The sequence below is a fragment of the Collinsella sp. AM12-1 genome, assembly GCF_003472325.1.
Taxonomy (GTDB): Bacteria; Actinomycetota; Coriobacteriia; order Coriobacteriales; family Coriobacteriaceae; genus Collinsella.
In genome coordinates this window covers 29,832-45,772 of the sequence record NZ_QRLS01000008.1, presented here as the reverse complement: position 1 = coordinate 45,772, position 15,941 = coordinate 29,832, and the positions used below count along the sequence as shown (strand labels likewise).

The following is a 15,941-nucleotide window of genomic DNA, read 5'->3' as shown; positions in this document are numbered from 1 at the left end:
CCTGTCAGGCTGGTTTACTGGTCAGTGGGCTTTGCGACGCCAGACTCGTCGGACCAAAGCTCGACACCCTTGTTCTTGAGGTAGTTGTCGGCAAAGGCTCGACGGCCGCCGGGCTTGGCGGTGAGGTCGCCCATCATATTGGAGAAGCCGCCGTCGACCTTGATGGCGTCGCCGGTGGTAAAGTCCGAGCGCTTGGACGCCAGGAACATGACGGCGTTGGCGATATCGCTGACCTCGCCGATGCGGCGCGTGGCGATGAGACGGCTGCGGCTCTTCTCGACCTCGGGGTCGGCGTAAAAGCTCGCCGACATGGGGGTCTTAACAAAGCAGGGCTCGACGCAATTGGAACGCACGCCGTAGGGACCCCACTCGGCAGCCAACATCTTCGACATCATGTTGACGCCCGCCTTGGTGGAGCTGTACACGCCCGAGAACGTCTCGGGGGAGTGGCTGGCAACGGTCGAGATGTGCACCAGGCGACCATGGCCGGCCTTGATCATCTCGCGACCAAAGCGCTGCGAGGTGATGAAGTAGCCGGTGAGGTTGACGTTGAGGACCTCGTTCCAGTCACTCAGCGGCAGGTCTTCCATGGCTGCGAAGCGCAGGATGCCGGCAGTGTTGACGAGGACGTCGACGCGGCCGAAGTCGGCGATGGTGGCATCGACAGCGGCCTGAACCTCGGCCTCGTCGGTGGCGTTCATCTTGTAGCCCTCGGCGTGGATGCCAAACTCGGCGGCGAGGTCGGCGGCCGCGGCCTTGACCTTCTCCTCGTCCAGGTCGAGCAGGACGACGTTGGCGCCGTTGCGGGCGAACTCGCGGCAGATCTCGACGCCCATGCCGCCGAGTGCGCCGGTCACAGCGCAGACATCGCCCTCGAGCTTAAGCCAGTTGCTCATAGGAACTTCCCTTCTTGTGCCTCCCGGTGGGTCGCTCCCATTAATCGACCCACGTGGTTTTCGCTGGTTATCGTATGCTTTGCATTTGCGCAGGTGAATTGCATATTTGTTAGAATGGCGTAAACCTATGGTTTACAGCACGCAAGGCAATTTGTTCTTAATTGAGTGTGTGACCTGCCAAAACGACCCCCTTCGGCAGCGCATGTCCATACGTCTGGAAACGGGAGATTGACGTGTACGATCGACGACTCGAGGCCATAGCGGCCGCCGCTGAGCTGGGAAGCTTCTCGCGCGCCGCGGCAAAACTGCGCGTGTCGACCCCGGCACTCGTCAAACAGGTGTCAAGATTCGAGGCCGAGTTTGGCATCACGCTGTTCGAGCGCTCGCATTCGGGCGTCAAGGTGACGCCGGCGGGGGCGCTTCTGGTGGACGACGCGCGCTCGATTATGCGCCAGTCCGAGGATGCCCTGCGTCGCGCCCGACGCGCGGCGGGCGATGGCGGCGCCGTGCGCCTGGGCGTGTCGATGATGTGCCCGGGGCGTCAGACGCTGTCGATGTGGACGGGCGTACACGAGCTGGAACCATCGCTGCGCTTCGAGATCGTGCCGGTGAACGACCTCTATGACGAGCGTGAATCCGTCATGCGCAGCTTGGGGCGCGAGGTGGATGTAGTGCAGTCGAGTTTTTCGACCCCGCGCTGGGGTGACGCCTGCCAAAAGCTCCGCATCGTTACCGTGCCGTTTTATATCGACGTGCCGCGCACAAGCCGGCTTGCGCGCAAGACGCGCATCACGGTTGCCGACTTGGAGGGCATGCGCCTGCGCGTGCTTCGTCACGGCAACGACGCCATGGACAGCCTGCGCATCGACCTGTTGGCCGACGGCGGCGTGGACGTGATCGACGTGGACAGCTTTGACTTTGCGCTCTTTAACGAAGCGGAGGAAAAGGGCGATGCGGTGCTCACCTGCGGAGCGTGGTCGGGCGTGCACCCGGCCTTTGTGGGCGTACCGTTCCTATGTGGCCGCGAGGTGCCGGTCTATTTGCACTACCCGCTTGAGCCCACCCTCCAAGTCCAAAAATTCGTCAACGCCATGGTCCAACTTCTCAAATAGCTATCGTGTCGATGATTCTTTAATCCCCGTCCTAGAAAAATCATCTGGTAGAGTTGACCTCACGTGAATTTCAGCACACTGTGTGCTACCTGCACTTTTGTCATTTGAGGAGTGAACTTGTGAATCCTTCTGTCGCCAAGAAAGCCAGCCGGGCGGTGCGCCTGCTCATGATGGTGCTCACGGCAGTTCTCATCTTCTTTTTCATCAATGTTATGCTGCTCGTCTCCGATATCCAGGGCACAGCGCGCGTGGTCAACTACGCCGGTCTGGTGCGCGGCACTACGCAGCGAATCGTTAAGCTCGAGGACGCGGGCCAGCCTCGAGATGACCTGCTCAGAGCCGTTGATTCATACATCAACGGTTTGCGTTACGGAAGTGATGACCTCAACCTCGTCCGTCTCGACGACGACGAGTATCAGGCAAAGATGACCGAGCTTGCAAACTATTATGATGAGCTTTGCGCCGAGATCATCCATGTGCGCGAAGTCGGCTACGAGAACACCGACATCATCGCCATGAGCGAGGAGTTCTTTGGTATTTGCGACGATGCTACGCGACTCGCAGAGGACTACTCTCAGGAGAAGGCGTCGGCGCTCAACTATCTCGAGGGCTTGGTGATCATCGACATCGTGGGCTTGGTGACGACCTTTGCGGTCGAACTTGTTCGCGCGGTGCGCACTGCCGCACTCAATCGCGAGCTGCAGAGCAAAGTTTATCTCGACGAAGCTACGGGACTGCCCAACAAGAACAAATGCGAGGAAATCTTGGGTCAGGAGCATCCCGTTTCCGCTGAAGCGCCCGTTGCGCTGTGTGTCTTCGATCTTAATAATCTGCATACGGTCAATAACCGCTTTGGCCACGAGAAGGGTGACGAATACATCCGTTCTTTTGCCCAGCAGCTGGGGCGCGTGGCGTCCGAGGCCTGCTTTGTGGGCCGCGACGGCGGCGATGAGTTTATCGCGGTGCTGTGGGATGCCGATCGAGCTGCCGTGGAGTCCCGTCTCGCTCGGGTCCGTGCGAACGTGAACGAGTATTCCGAGGCTCACTCCGACATGCCTATCAGCTACGCGGTGGGCTATGCGCTTTCCAGTGATTTTGATGAGCTGCCCACGATGCGCGAGCTCTTTTCACAGGCCGACAAAAACATGTACATCGACAAGAACCGCATAAAGACGGCCGAGGCAGCCGGTCCGCAACGCGATGGCCGGTAAGCCTGCAACAGAGGACGGCTACAAAACGAGGCCCTGGCCAAACGGCCAGGGCCTCACTAACCTTTATTCCGTTTTAAACAACGGGCTGATTGCGCGCAGGAGGGTGCCCCGGGGCGGCGGGGTATTTCCTCCGCGCGCAGTTTCGCAGCGAAGCGAGAATGTTTGAGCACGGAGGAATTACCCCGCCGCCCCGGGGAACCCTCCGTCAGTAACCGTTCCTACTCCAGCTCAAACGCTCCCGTGTACAGCTGGTAGTAATACCCGCGCTTGGCAATCAGCTCGTCGTGGTTGCCGCGCTCGATGATGCGGCCGTGATCCAGACAGATGATCGCGTCGGAGTTGCGCACGGTGGACAGGCGGTGTGCGATGACAAACGTCGTGCGGCCCTCCATGAGCTTGTCCATGCCTGCCTGCACGATAGCTTCGGTGCGGGTATCGATGCTCGACGTGGCCTCGTCCAGGATCATTGCCGGCGGATCGGCGACGGCGGCGCGCGCGATCGAAATCAGCTGGCGCTGGCCCTGCGATAGCTGGGCTCCGTTGCCGGTGAGCATGGTGTCGTAGCCGTCGGGCAGGCGGGTGATAAAGTCGTCGGCGCCGGCGAGCTTTGCCGCCGCGATGCACTCCTCGTCGGTGGCGCTCAGATTGCCGTAGCGGATGTTGTCCATCACGGTGCCGGTGAACAGGTTCACGTCCTGCAGCACCACGCCCAGCGAGCGGCGCAGATCGGCCTTGCGAATCTTGTTGACGTTGATGCCGTCGTAGCGGATCTTGCCATCGGCAATGTCGTAGAAGCGGTTAATGAGGTTGGTGATGGTCGTCTTGCCGGCACCGGTGGCGCCGACAAACGCGACCTTCTGGCCAGGCTTGGCAAACACGGACACGCCGTGCAGCACCTCGTGGTCGGGCGTGTAGCCAAAGTCGACGTTGTCCATGACCAGGTCGCCGCGCAGCGGTACGTACTCAATCTCGCCGGTGGCGCGGTGCGGATGCTTCCATGCCCACATGCCGGTGTGGTGGTCGGCCTCCTCGAGCTCCCATGTCTCGGGGTTCACCTGCGCGTTGACGAGCGTCACGTAGCCTTCGTCGGCTTCGGGCTCCTCGTCGATGAGCTCAAAGATGCGGTCGGCGCCGGCGAGGCCCATGACAACGGCGTTGATCTGCTGCGAAATCTGGCCGATCTGTCCGCAGAACTGCTTGGTCATGTTGAGGAACGGCACCACGACGGCGATGGACAGCGCCATGCCCGAGATACTCAGGTTGGGCACGCCCAGCGCCAGGAAAATGCCGCCGGCAAGGGCCACCAGCACGTAGAGCAGGTTGCCCAGGTTCATAAGGATGGGCATGAGGATGTTGGCGTACATGTTGGCCTTCTGGGAGACCTCGAAGAGCTTTTCGTTGCGCTCGTCAAAATCGGCCTCGGCGGCAGACTCGTGGCAGAACGCCTTGACGACCTTCTGGCCGTTCATGACTTCCTCGATATGGCCTTCGACCACGCCGAGTTCGGTCTGCTGTGCAATGAAGAAGCGCGCGGAGTTGGAGCCGAGCAGCTTGGTCATAAAGGTCATAAAGGCGACGCCGGCGATGATGACCAGGCACATCCACACGCTGTAGTACAGCATGATAAAGAACACCGTAACGATGATGATGATCGTCATGAGCAGGTTGGGCAGCGACTGGCTGATCATCTGACGCAGCGTGTCGATGTCGTTGGTGTAGTGGCTCATGATGTCGCCGCGCTGGTGCGTGTCGAAGTAGCGGATCGGCAGGTCCTGCATGCGGTTGAACATCATCTCGCGCAGCTTCTCGAGCGAGCCCTGCGTGACGATAGCCATGGCGCGGTTCCAGAAGAGCGAGGACAGGACGCCGACGCCGTAGATGCAGGCGAGGGTGGTCACGAGCTGTGCGATCTTGGGCTGCGCGGCTTCCCAATCGCCCGACTGCCACGATTCGCTAATAATCTGCAGAGCGCTCTGCAGGAAGGTCGCGCCGATGGAGTTGATGATGGCGCAGAGCACCACGCCGGCGACGACAAGGGGCAAAAGCACGGGATAGAAGCCAAAGAGCGTCTTGATGAGGCGCGACATGGTGCCGCCCTTACGGTTGATCGCGCGCTCGGCGGTCGTTGCCTTACTCATGTGCCTCGCCTCCTTCCTGGGTCTGAGCTTGCGTTGCGGTCGTATCGGTGTTGTCTGCCGCCGTGGTCGTGTCGCCGGAGACGTCGTCGGCGCTTTCCGTACCTTCGGCAGACATCTTGTTTTGCGAGGTAAAGGTCTCGCGGTAGATCTCGCTCGTCTTGAGTAGCTCGTCATGGTTGCCGATCTGCGCGATACGGCCGCCCTCCATGACGATGATGCGGTCTGCATCCTGCACGGAGCTGATGCGCTGGGCGATGATGAGCTTGGTCGTGTTGGGCAGATAGCTTGCCAGCCCTGCGCGGATCTTGGCGTCGGTCTTGGTGTCGACGGCGCTGGTGGAGTCGTCCAGGATCAAGATCTTGGGGCGACGCAGCAGGGCGCGTGCAATGCACAGGCGCTGCTTCTGACCGCCGGAAACATTGGAGCCGCTCTGTTCGATCCAGGTGTCGTAGCCCTTGGGGAAACCGTCGACAAACTCGTCGGCGCAGGCCAGATGCGCTGCCTCGCGGACTTCCTCGTCGGTGGCGTTCGGGTCGCCCCAACGCAGGTTCTCGGCGACGGTGCCGCTAAACAGCACGTTTTTCTGCAGCACCATGGCGACCTGGTGACGCAGCGCGTCCAGGTCGTAGTCGCGCACGTCCACGCCGCCCACGCGCACAGCGCCTTCGGTGGTGTCGTACAGGCGGGCGATGAGGTTTACGAGCGTGGACTTGGCCGAGCCGGTGCCGCCGATGATGCCGATGGTCTCGCCGCTCGTAATGCGCAGGTCGATATCGTCGAGCGCCTGGCGCTTCGCATGCTTGGAATACTTAAAGCTCACGTGGTCAAAGTCGATGGAACCGTCGGCAACCTCGAGCACGGGCTCGGCGGGATTGGCGATCGTGGGCTCGGCGGCCAGCACCTCGGCAATGCGGTGTGCCGATTCGTCGGCCATGGTCACCATGACAAAGATCATCGACAGCTGCATCAGGCTCATGAGAATCTGGAAACCATAGGTAAAGGTCGAGGAGAGCTGGCCCACGTCGAACAGCATACCCTGGCTCGTGATGATGAGCTTGGAGCCCAGGTAGATGATGACGACAAACGCGCCGTTGACGCAGATGTTCATCATGGGGTTGTTAAAGGCGAGCAGCTTCTCGGCGCGGGTGAAGTCCATCTGGACGTCGCGCGCGGCGGCCGCGAACTTCTCCTTCTCAAAGTCTTCGCGCACGTAGCTCTTAACCACGCGCATGCCGGTGACGTTTTCCTCAACGGACTCGTTAAGGGCATCGTACTTGTGGAACACACGCGAGAAGATGGGGCGCACCTTAAAGATGATAAAGAACAGTCCAAAGCCCAGCAGCGGAATGATGACCAGGTAGACCATGGCGACGCTGCCGCCCATGATAAACGCCATGGTAAAGGCGAAGATCAATACCAGCGGCGCGCGCACGGCGATACGGATGATCATCATAAAGGCCTGCTGCACGTTGTTGATATCGGTGGTCAGGCGCGTGACGAGCGATGAGCTCGAGAACTCATCGATGTTGGCAAAGCTGAACGTCTGGATTTTGTAGAACAGGTCGTGACGCAGGTTCTTGGCGAAGCCGCAGCTCGCATGGCTGCAGGTGACGCCTGCCGCGGCGCCAAAAGCAAGCGATGTCAGCGCGATGAGCACCAAAAGGCCCGCGGTGGGAAGCATCTCGGCTACGGTGGCGCCGTCTTTGATGGCGTCGATCAGGTTGGCGGTGATAAATGGAATCAGCATCTCGCAGAGCACCTCGCCAAGCACGAGCAACGGCGTGGCAACGGTGACTTTCATATAGTCGCGGATGCTGCCCATGAGGGTTTTAATCATCCAGTTCCTCCCAGGTTACACGGATTTTCTCGAGCATTTCGGCGAGCTGCTCGCGCTCGTCGTGGGTGAGGGCACTAAAGGCTTGCTCTCTAAAGCGAATGCGGGCCGCCTGGTCGATGCGGGCATTTTCCCGGCCGGTTTCGGTCAGGCGAATGGTGAGCTGCCGTCGATCCTTGGGGTTACGGCTGCGCTCGATGAGGCCGTTGAGCTCGAGCTTGGACAGGATCTCGGAAAGCGACCCCGGCTTGAGGTCAAAGTGCATGCCGAGTTCCTGCTGCGACATCTCGCCGCCGGGTTGCTTGGCCAGCAGGCAGATGATGGGCGCCTTGCCGGACACGCCACCGCCATGAAAATGCATGTAATGGCCGCAAAAGCCCAGGCCATTGAGGATGCGCTTGGCAAGCTTGTCTTCTGAGCTAACCGCTTCGGGTGCATCCGCCGGCTGTGACGGGTCGCCGCCGGGCTCGTGCGAACAAAGGTTAAGAGGTTCATCGCACATGAATTAGTGCCGCTCCTTTCTTTAGTTAGGTAGAGGAATTGTTTTGTGCCTAACCAATCTAGGGGCACGGTAAATAAATGTCAAGGTACCAAACTTATAGTTACGGCGTTTTGCCAAACGCCGTAACCGCTCGACGCTGCAAACGCTCCTAAGCGGCAATCTGGCGTTCAATCATCGGGCATGGCCACAAGGCCTATGCCCTCTTCTTTCACGCCACCTTGCTCGCTTAGGAGCGTTTTCGCTGTCCGTCCTCAACATGTGATTCCGCCACGGTCCGCTTCGGTGCATGTGATCCCTTGGGGACGGAGGAAAAGGGATTACTTTGGGCTGCGATGACGCCTTTCGAAGCGGCCTCGCCAAAAACTATGCCTAATTACTACGATGAATCCGGCATCCCCGACCACAACAGCTGTTTCTGAAAAAGCGCAAGCTATCTACCTGCGGTTTTGTCGGAGCGAAATTTGTTGTGGTTGGAGGTGGGCGGTTAAACGTAGTAAATAGGCATAGTTTTGAAATGGCACTATATGAGTAGTATCAACTAGGCCGTTATGGAGCAAACAGTCCCCATTTCCGAAACCTATCCGCAACAATGCGCTCTTCGCGACCCTAGCGACCGCTCACGATGCCTCCTGCGCTACACTTAGTCGCACTGTGGTGCTGCCGCGCCGCACCCGAAACAAGGGAGACCCTCATGAAGAACACTCAGCTGCTGCTGATCAACGATATGTGCGGTTACGGCAAAGTCGCGCTTTCCGCCATGCTGCCGGTGCTGTCGCACATGGGTTACCGTATCCACAATCTGCCGACGGCACTTGTGTCCGATACGCTCAACTATCCCAAGTTCTACATCCACGACACCACGGAGTACGTGCGTCAGAGTCTTGCCATCTGGGAAGAGCTCGGCTTTGAGTTCGACGCCATCTCGACCGGCTTTATCGTGACCGAGGAAGAGACGCGCATCATCTCGGACTTTTGCCACCGCCGCGCGCAAAAGGGCACCAAGGTGTTCGTCGACCCCATCATGGGCGACAACGGCAAGCTCTATGCCGGTGTGCCCGAGTCCACGATTGGCCTTATGCGGCACCTGCTGGAGTGCGCAGACTACGCGGTGCCCAACTACACCGAGGCCTGTCTGCTCACCGATACGCCTATTGCAGAACAGATCACGCCCGATGAGGCCCGCGCCCTTGTGGACGCCGTGCGCGAGCTGGGTGCCAAGTCGGTGGTCATTACGAGCGCCGTGGTCAATGGCACGAACGCGGTTATCGGTTATGATCATGTGGCGGGGGAGTACTTCACGATTCCCTTTGAGCTCATTCCGGTCTATTTCCCGGGCACGGGCGACACGTTTTCGGCGGTGCTTATGGGTCGCGTGATGAGCGGTTGGACGCTTCAGCGCGCCACGGCCGACGCCATGCGCGTGGTGGCCGAGCTCATCGAGCGCAATGCCGACCAAGAGGACAAGTCGGCCGGCCTGCCCATCGAGGCCTGCCTGGATGTGATTGACCATGAGTAACGCTGGCGAGGGCGGCGTCAAGCCTGCGGGCGAGAACAAGCCGCTCGGCGCGCCGCGTGGCAAGCGTCCGCGTATCCGCGTGAGCTGCGTGGACCAGCTGGGTGCGTGTCGCTGCCACCATGGTCACAAGCCGGGCGACGTCTTTGACTTCGACCGAGACCGCGGCAAGATGTGCGCCATGGCCTGCCATGTGGGCTTTCCCTATATTGATATCCTGCGCTATGGCGGAACCGTGCCTGGCAACGAGCCTGGAACGGCAAAGTTCTGCTGCCCCGAGGTCGATACGCTGAACGTCTGGCTTGCCGAGATCGTTGACGAGTAGTTGGGCGTGGATTTTCTCCCGTTTAGAGCGCGCTTGAACGCTCAAAGTGGGAGAAAAACCACGCTCGATTTGTATATGGGAATTCCGACTTCGCTTATGCCTATGCTTAGGCGTTGTCGTCGTTGTTCTGTGCGCGAGCAAGGTCAAATTTCTGCATTTCATCCGATTTGCGGCTCTAAAAACTCTGCATTTCATCGATTACAACTGCTCGAGCATAGCAGTGCAACCGTCGAGCACGTCGCGGTAGGTGGCATCGAAGTTGCCGGTGTACCAGGGATCGGCCACGTCGCCGGGGCGCTCGGTCCAATCGAGCAAGCGCATAATCTTGTCGTCGGGGTCGTCGCCAAAGATGCGACGCAGGCCGCGCGCGTTCTCAGCATCCATATAGACAATGTGATCCCAGTCGCCATACTCCGCGCGACGCACCTGGCGCGCGCGATGGGCAACGACGGGAATCCCGACTTCGCGCAGCTTGGCGACCGTGCCATGATGCGGCGGGTTGCCAATCTCTTCAGTTGAGGTCGCCGCGGAATCGATGACAAACTCCGCCTCGCGCCCAGCGCGGCGCACGAGCTCGGTAAACACCGACTCGGCCATCGTCGAGCGACAGATGTTGCCGTAGCAGATAAACAGTACGCGTTGCATATGCGGTTTCCTTTCGATCGTCATCATCGAGCTCGAGTATCGCATCTACGCCTGCGCCTACGCCCTCGCCCGCTTGCGCTCCCAGCGAGCCAACTTAATCGTCACCAGCGTGAGCGCCCAGGCCACAAGCGAGAACGCGGCGCCCACGGCACCCACGTACGCAATGCCAGCGCTGCTCACAACGGCGCCGCCTACCGCGGTGCCAAACGAGATACCGACGTTAAACGCCATGGGCTCAACCGAACTTGCGAGTACCATCGACTTGGGATGGCGGCTGCGTGCCACGTCCATAAAGTGCGTGATGCATGAGACCGAGAACAGGTACATGAGCATCGCCAGGCTAAAGACAAAGACCAGCGCGAGCGGCATAGTGCCGCCTACAGCAAACAACCCGAGTAACGCCGCAGCCTGCAGCACAAACGTCACAAGCAGCGCCTTCATGCCAAAGCGCGCATCAATCCATCCGCCCAGGATATTCGAGATCAGGCAAAACACGCCGTAGGCCATAAGCGTGGTACTGGCTTCGACCGTGCCCATGCCCAGCACCTGCTCAAGATAAGGCGTCACGTAGCCGTAGAACACATAGACCGAGCCCACGCCAAATAAAAAGATGAGCATGCCGGTGATGATGCTCGGCTCGCGCAGCAGCCCCGCCTGTTCGCGGAAGGTGGCGGGTTCATCGGTCTGCCCGGCGCGAGGCATAAACGCCACGAGCGCTCCGCATATCAAAACGGCAAAGGCAAGCGTGCCGTACATGGCTACGTGCCAATCGAGCGTGTCGGCCACGAACTTGCCGATTGAAGTGACAAAGACCATTGCCACGGAAAACGCACCATATACCACCGAGATGGCAAGCGAGGTTTGCTGCGGGGACAGCAGCTCGGGGATGTACGTCACGCCCACGGCGAGCAGTGCGCCCGAGACAGAGCCCAGGACAATGCGCGAGATAAATAGCACCTGGAAGTTGGGCGCCAACGCCATGACCAGGTTGCCGAGCACAAAAACGATGCTGTAGCACACGAGCAGCTGGTAGCGGCGGAATCGTCCCGTGCTGAGCGCGAGCACCGGCGTGGCGATAGCGTAGACCAGCGCGAACACGCTGATGAGCTGACCCGCAGTGGCAAGCGATATGCCGAGTTCCGTTGCCAAGTCGCTTTCGATACCGATGACCACGAACTCGGAGCAGCCGAGCGAGAATCCCAACAGCACGAGCAGCGCCAGGCAGAGCTTGGTGCGCGCGGGAGAGAGCGCGGCGGCGGTTGACTTACTTTTAGACGTGGTTGCGGCGGTCAAGGTTGTCACTCCAATGTCGCATGAATAAGCGGGATTCAATCCCTGCAACTCTAACAGAATGTGTCAGGTGCCTGCCCCCTTTGTCGCAGGCTGCGCTTGCCTGTATAGTCGCAATACAGGCGAAGATGGTCTCAGGTACATCGCGGGCGACAGGAGATCCCATGGGTATGCACACGACAAAGGTTGCAGTGGGCGAGGGCAAGTTTGCGCTCGAGGCCCAGCTGACGGTGACGCCGCGAGGCATGGCGGTGTACGCTTGCTCGCCGGAGTTCGCGCACCTGGGCGCTACGGCGCAGGCCATTCCGCGCCCCGAGCCCGGCCGTACGGCGACGGTGAGCATCCTGGCCGTTCCGTGCCATCGAGATGAGATCCCGGCGCACGATATCGCGGCGGCGCTGGCCACGCGCTTTGGCGTGCCGGTAGTCGCAAGCACGGGTTTTCATGTGGAGAACGCGACCGCGGACGACTTGCAGCGCGTGCTCGACACCACCAAGGAACTCATCGCCGCGCTCGAGGCAGCCGCAGCCCGCATCCTGCGCGCCGGCTGGGACGAGGGCGGTGTGGGCGCCGAGGTCGTGGCGGTCGATACCGCGACCGGCGAGGTACTTGGCCCCGTCGATCGCATCGAGGCCCATACCGGCGAGGGCATCCTGCATCAGGCATTTCTGACGCTGCTGGTCGAGGGCCAGGGCGAAGACGCGCGCCTGCTGCTCTGTCGTCGCAGCAAGCTCAAGCGCCTTTGGGGTGGGGTGCTTGCCGACGGTTGCGCCGGCCATCCGCTCCCCGGAGAAGGCGTCGCCGCCGCAGCCGCGCGCCGCATCAACGAAGAGCTCGACATTGCGCGCGAGCCCGACCAGCTCAAGCACCTCGGTCACGTGGTGTATCGCGAGGATCACGGCGACGGCCGCTGCGAGTGCGAGTGGTGCGAGGTCTACCTCGCCCATGTTGAGCCGGGCGAGCTGCATATCAACCAAGAGGAGATCTCGGAGGTGCGCCGCGTGGCCCCGTCCGAGCTCAAAGGCTACCTGCAGGGTCGCCCCGAGCAGCTGGCCCCCTGGCTCCGCGAGGCCCTCAGCGACCCATCCATCCGTACGGATCTCGCTATGTAACAAAGGTACAGTCCCTTTGCCATATCCAAACCGTCACAACATTTGATGAAAATCTCGAAAACGAGGAAAAGCGTCGAATGTTGTGACGCTTTTTGTCCAGAGGATCGCTTCTCATCCAAAAATCCCGCTTGACTGTATTGCCACAACACAGCGCAACGTAAGGGGTGTCCGATAACGGGCGCCCCTTTTTAAGTGGCAACGTGGCTGCGAATCCGGAGCGCCCCCAACAAGAAAGGTGGGGAGATGGAAACGGAAAAGAAGGCGTTTAAGATCACCAAGCGCGAAATTGGCTTTGTGCTGGGTATCGTTGTCTTTTTGCTGGTGAAGTTTCTTCCTTTGGCGGAGCTGAGCTCGACGGTCGAGCTTACGGTCGGCGGTCAGACCTGTCTGGCGTTGACGCTCGCCACGGTGGTGTTCTGGGCGTGTGGCGTGGCACAGCCGGGCTTTGTGGGCCTGCTCTATTGCGCGCTGCTCGTTCTGTTCAAGGTGTGCGTGGACGACACGGGCGCCGCGAGCATCTCGGCGACGGTCGCCTCCACGTTTAGCTCGTGGACCAAGGCCACCATGTGGCTCGTCATCGGCGCCTACCTCATCGCCAGCGCGGTCAAGGAGTCGGGCCTGGGCGAGCGCATCGCCTATGCGTTTATGCTCAAGTTCGTGCGCGATGCCAAGTCGCTCATCATCTCTATCTTCGCGCTCACCTTTGTGCTGTCGTTGCTGATCCCGCATCCGTTCCCCCGCGCCTTCCTCATCCTCGCCGTCGTCTCGGTCATCGCCGAGTCCGCCGGCTACGGTGACGACGACCGCGGCAAGCTCGGCTTCCTCGTGTTTGCCGCTGCCGCCCCGGGCTCCATGTTCTTCCTGACGGGCGATTCCACGCTCAACCCGCTCGTTGCGCAGTACAGCGCCGAGGCCGGCGGCATGAGCCCGTCGTTTGTCGACTGGTTCCTGTACATGAGTGTGCCCATGCTGGTCGCGCTGCTGTGCACCCTGTTCCTGGGCCTCTTCCTCTTTAGGCCCAGCAAGGAACTCGTCTACGATCGCGAGCAGATCGTGGCCAAGCAGGCTGCGCTCGGCAAGCTCTCCGTCAAGGAGATCCGCACCATCGTGTGGCTTATCATCGCCATCGCGCTGTGGCTCACCGTCTCGGGCGATTACATCGGCTGGGTGACGCTTGCCATCGGCGTCGCGCTCGCCATGCCCATCATCGGCGAGGTCCTTACCCCCGCCAGCTGGAACGCTGTCGACATCAAGTCCCTCATGTTCCTGACGGCCGCCATGGCCGTGGGCTCCGTGGGCGGTGCCACCGGTATGAACGCCTGGATCGCCGACGTCGTGCTTCCCAGCTCCGTGCCCGAGAACATCTTCCTGTTCGCCCTGCTTGTCGCTGCGCTTTCCATGATCATCCACATGTTCATGGGCTCGGTTATGGCCGTACTCGGCGTGTGCGTGCCGGCGTTCATAAGCTTCGCGGCCGGCTCCAGCGTGAGCCCGCTCGCCGTGGCGCTCATCGTCTTCACGTCCATCAACATCCACTACATCCTGCCGTTCCATAACCTGCCGATCCTTATCGGCGAGGGCAAGGACGCCGGCGGCTACACCTCCAAAGAAGCCATGCGCATGGGCATTCCCCTCACCGCGGTCGTCTTTATCGTCGTGCTGGTCGAGGCCGCCTGGTTCCATCTCTTTGGCCTGATGTAAGCGGCCGAGCGCTTGGGCTGTAAACAGCCGAGTGCTTGAACCGCGAGTTGCCAAGCGCTCCATCTATAAGCGCTGCGGCCCCACTACGTTACCCAGCCCGGCGGCATCCCCGCCGCCGGGCACTCTCCCGAAAGGAGCATGCTATGTCCACTACCGATGCTTCCCAGATCCACGACCTGCGCTCCGCGCTCGACTTTTTGCGCGAGATGCCGGGCCAGCTGCTCGAGACCGACACCCAGGTCGACCCGGACGCCGAGGTCTCGGGTGTCTATCGTCACGTCGGCGCCGGCGGCACCGTTATGCGTCCGACCAAAGAGGGTCCGGCGATGGTCTTCAACAACGTCAAGGGCTTTGACGATGCCAAGGTCTGCATCGGCATGCTTGCCAGCCGCAAGCGCGTTGCCGCCCTGCTCGACCTGGACGAGGAGCACCTGGGCCTCGAGATCGGCAAGCGCTTCGAGAACCTGATCGCGCCCGAGCAGATCGCCGAGGGTGCGCACGTCGACTGCCAGGAGGTCGTGTACAAGGCGACCGACGAGGGCTTTGACCTGCGCAAGATCGTTCCCGCCCCCACCAACACGCCCGTCGACGGCGGCCCCTACATCACCATGGGTCTCGCCTATGGTACGAGCCCCGACGGCTCCCAGTCCGACGTGACCATCCACCGCTTCTCCTGCGTCGACAAGGACAAGCTCGCCATGTGGATTACCCCCGGCAGCCGTCACCTGGGCGCGTTCTTTGACGAGTACTGCCAGCGCGGCGAGGACATGCCCATCTCCATCTCTATCGGCCTGGACCCCGCCGTGTACATGTGCTGCGGCTTCGAGGCTCCCACCACGCCGCTCGGCTTCAACGAGCTTCAGATCGCCGGCGCCCTGCGCGGCCACGCCGTCGAGCTTGCCGACTGCGTCACCGTTCCGCAGAAGTGCATCGCCAATGCCGAGTACGTGCTCGAGGGCTACCTCATGCACGACGAGACCATCAACGAGGACGTCAACGGCCACGGCTACGCCATGCCCGAGTTCCCCGGCTACACCGGCGGCGCCAAGGTCTGCCCGGTGATCAAGATCACCGCCGTCACCACGCGCGTCAATCCCATCATGGAGAGCTGCATCGGTCCTTCGCACGAGCACGTTTCCATGGCGGGCATCCCCACCGAGGCTTCCATCTACAAGATGGTCGAGACCGCTATCCCGGGCCGCCTGCTCAACGTTCACGCCGCCCCCTGCGGCGGCGGCAAGTTCGTTGCCATCATGCAGTTCAAGAAGTCGAGCAAAAATGACGAGGGCCGTCAGCGCAACGCCGCCATGCTCGCCTTCTCGGCATTCTCCGAGCTCAAGCACGTCATCCTTGTTGACGAGGATGTCGATATCTTCGATATGAGCGACGTGATGTGGGCCATGACCACGCGCTTCCAGGCCGACGTCGACCTCATCACCATCCCCGGTTGCCACTGCCACGTGCTCGACCCGTCCAATGACCCCGCGTTCGATCCTTCGATTCGCGAGCACGGCATCGCCTGCAAGGCCATCTTCGACTGCACGGCTCCGTTCGACCTCAAGAAGAACTTCATCCGCTCGCAGTTCATGGAGATCGACATGGACAAGTGGGCCAAGGAGATTGCTTTCTAGTAAGTAGCCCTACCAAGTAGTTAAGGAGCCG

Annotated in this window: 13 protein-coding genes; 7 read left to right on the top strand and 6 right to left on the bottom strand. The window is 60.8% G+C overall.

Going from position 1 to position 15,941, the window contains the following annotated elements; translation table 11 throughout:
• Nucleotides 1-14 precede the first annotated feature (14 nt).
• Nucleotides 15-896, bottom strand: coding sequence for an SDR family NAD(P)-dependent oxidoreductase (locus tag DW136_RS05495; protein WP_117582973.1), 882 nt, complete (start codon nt 894-896; stop codon nt 15-17).
• Between the two features lie 233 nt (nt 897-1,129).
• Between DW136_RS05495 and DW136_RS05490 the strand changes: the two genes are divergently transcribed.
• Together DW136_RS05490 and DW136_RS05485 are read left to right on the top strand one after the other, a co-directional pair.
• Nucleotides 1,130-2,008 (top strand): LysR family transcriptional regulator, encoded by an 879-nt coding sequence (locus DW136_RS05490; RefSeq protein ID WP_117629818.1) that lies wholly within the window; start codon nt 1,130-1,132, stop codon nt 2,006-2,008.
• A gap of 119 nt (nt 2,009-2,127) precedes the next feature.
• A complete protein-coding gene (locus DW136_RS05485; protein WP_199578354.1) occupies nt 2,128-3,219 on the top strand; it encodes a GGDEF domain-containing protein in 1,092 nt (363 codons plus the stop codon).
• Nucleotides 3,220-3,437: 218 nt separating this feature from the next.
• Here DW136_RS05485 and DW136_RS05480 read toward each other — a convergent pair whose 3' ends face one another.
• Genes DW136_RS05480 through DW136_RS05470 form a run of 3 tightly spaced genes read right to left on the bottom strand, consistent with a single transcriptional unit; the run spans nt 3,438 to nt 7,693 of the window.
• Nucleotides 3,438-5,357 carry an ABC transporter ATP-binding protein gene (locus tag DW136_RS05480; protein WP_118289247.1) on the bottom strand — a complete coding sequence of 640 codons (1,920 nt, stop codon included), beginning with the start codon at nt 5,355-5,357 and terminating at the stop codon, nt 3,438-3,440.
• Nucleotides 5,350-7,194: an ABC transporter ATP-binding protein gene (locus DW136_RS05475; RefSeq protein ID WP_118289246.1), complete on the bottom strand. Its 1,845-nt coding sequence runs from the start codon at nt 7,192-7,194 to the stop codon at nt 5,350-5,352. Before DW136_RS05475 ends, DW136_RS05480 begins: the two co-directional genes overlap by 8 nt.
• Complete coding sequence (locus DW136_RS05470; protein WP_117640961.1) at nt 7,187-7,693, bottom strand: MarR family winged helix-turn-helix transcriptional regulator; 507 nt, start codon at nt 7,691-7,693, stop codon at nt 7,187-7,189. The genes DW136_RS05475 and DW136_RS05470 overlap by 8 nt, the downstream gene beginning before the upstream one ends.
• Nucleotides 7,694-8,384: 691 nt before the next feature.
• Here DW136_RS05470 and DW136_RS05465 point away from each other — a divergent pair.
• Both DW136_RS05465 and DW136_RS05460 read left to right on the top strand, forming a co-directional pair.
• The gene (locus DW136_RS05465) at nt 8,385-9,209 is read left to right on the top strand and encodes a PfkB family carbohydrate kinase (protein WP_117640962.1); all 825 of its coding nucleotides are present in this window, start codon (nt 8,385-8,387) and stop codon (nt 9,207-9,209) included.
• Nucleotides 9,202-9,531 carry a TIGR04076 family protein gene (locus DW136_RS05460; protein ID WP_192934641.1) on the top strand — a complete coding sequence of 110 codons (330 nt, stop codon included), beginning with the start codon at nt 9,202-9,204 and terminating at the stop codon, nt 9,529-9,531. Before DW136_RS05465 ends, DW136_RS05460 begins: the two co-directional genes overlap by 8 nt.
• Before the next feature lie 198 nt (nt 9,532-9,729).
• On the opposite strand, the gene DW136_RS05455 is transcribed toward DW136_RS05460, so the two are convergent.
• Nucleotides 9,730-10,176, bottom strand: a complete 447-nt coding sequence (locus DW136_RS05455; RefSeq protein WP_199580183.1) for a low molecular weight protein-tyrosine-phosphatase — start codon at nt 10,174-10,176, stop codon at nt 9,730-9,732.
• 57 nt (nt 10,177-10,233) lie between these two features.
• The gene (locus DW136_RS05450; protein WP_233546544.1) at nt 10,234-11,469 is read right to left on the bottom strand and encodes an MFS transporter; all 1,236 of its coding nucleotides are present in this window, start codon (nt 11,467-11,469) and stop codon (nt 10,234-10,236) included.
• A 161-nt stretch (nt 11,470-11,630) separates the two neighbouring features.
• Here DW136_RS05450 and DW136_RS05445 point away from each other — a divergent pair, with 161 nt between their 5' ends.
• The 3 genes from DW136_RS05445 to DW136_RS05435 all read left to right on the top strand — a co-directional run bounded on the left by DW136_RS05445 (nt 11,631) and on the right by DW136_RS05435 (nt 15,910).
• On the top strand, nt 11,631-12,578 hold the full coding sequence (locus DW136_RS05445) for an isopentenyl-diphosphate delta-isomerase (RefSeq protein ID WP_158549396.1): 948 nt from the start codon (nt 11,631-11,633) through the stop codon (nt 12,576-12,578).
• A 243-nt stretch (nt 12,579-12,821) separates the two neighbouring features.
• Complete coding sequence (locus DW136_RS05440) at nt 12,822-14,279, top strand: SLC13 family permease (protein ID WP_199580181.1); 1,458 nt, start codon at nt 12,822-12,824, stop codon at nt 14,277-14,279.
• Between the two features lie 143 nt (nt 14,280-14,422).
• Complete coding sequence (locus DW136_RS05435) at nt 14,423-15,910, top strand: UbiD family decarboxylase (protein WP_118289245.1); 1,488 nt, start codon at nt 14,423-14,425, stop codon at nt 15,908-15,910.
• Nucleotides 15,911-15,941 lie beyond the last annotated feature (31 nt).

What these genes read in the sequence shown, in the direction of transcription:
- DW136_RS05480 (WP_118289247.1), bottom strand. Translation starts at nt 5,357, where the DNA reads ATGAGTAAGGCAACGACCGCCGAGCGCGCGATCAACCGTAAGGGCGGC.
- DW136_RS05435 (WP_118289245.1), top strand. Translation starts at nt 14,423, where the DNA reads ATGTCCACTACCGATGCTTCCCAGATCCACGACCTGCGCTCCGCGCTC.
- DW136_RS05455 (WP_199580183.1), bottom strand. Translation starts at nt 10,176, where the DNA reads ATGCAACGCGTACTGTTTATCTGCTACGGCAACATCTGTCGCTCGACG.
- DW136_RS05475 (WP_118289246.1), bottom strand. Translation starts at nt 7,194, where the DNA reads ATGATTAAAACCCTCATGGGCAGCATCCGCGACTATATGAAAGTCACC.
- DW136_RS05470 (WP_117640961.1), bottom strand. Translation starts at nt 7,693, where the DNA reads ATGTGCGATGAACCTCTTAACCTTTGTTCGCACGAGCCCGGCGGCGAC.
- DW136_RS05495 (WP_117582973.1), bottom strand. Translation starts at nt 896, where the DNA reads ATGAGCAACTGGCTTAAGCTCGAGGGCGATGTCTGCGCTGTGACCGGC.
- DW136_RS05440 (WP_199580181.1), top strand. Translation starts at nt 12,822, where the DNA reads ATGGAAACGGAAAAGAAGGCGTTTAAGATCACCAAGCGCGAAATTGGC.
- DW136_RS05445 (WP_158549396.1), top strand. Translation starts at nt 11,631, where the DNA reads ATGGGTATGCACACGACAAAGGTTGCAGTGGGCGAGGGCAAGTTTGCG.
- DW136_RS05460 (WP_192934641.1), top strand. Translation starts at nt 9,202, where the DNA reads ATGAGTAACGCTGGCGAGGGCGGCGTCAAGCCTGCGGGCGAGAACAAG.
- DW136_RS05465 (WP_117640962.1), top strand. Translation starts at nt 8,385, where the DNA reads ATGAAGAACACTCAGCTGCTGCTGATCAACGATATGTGCGGTTACGGC.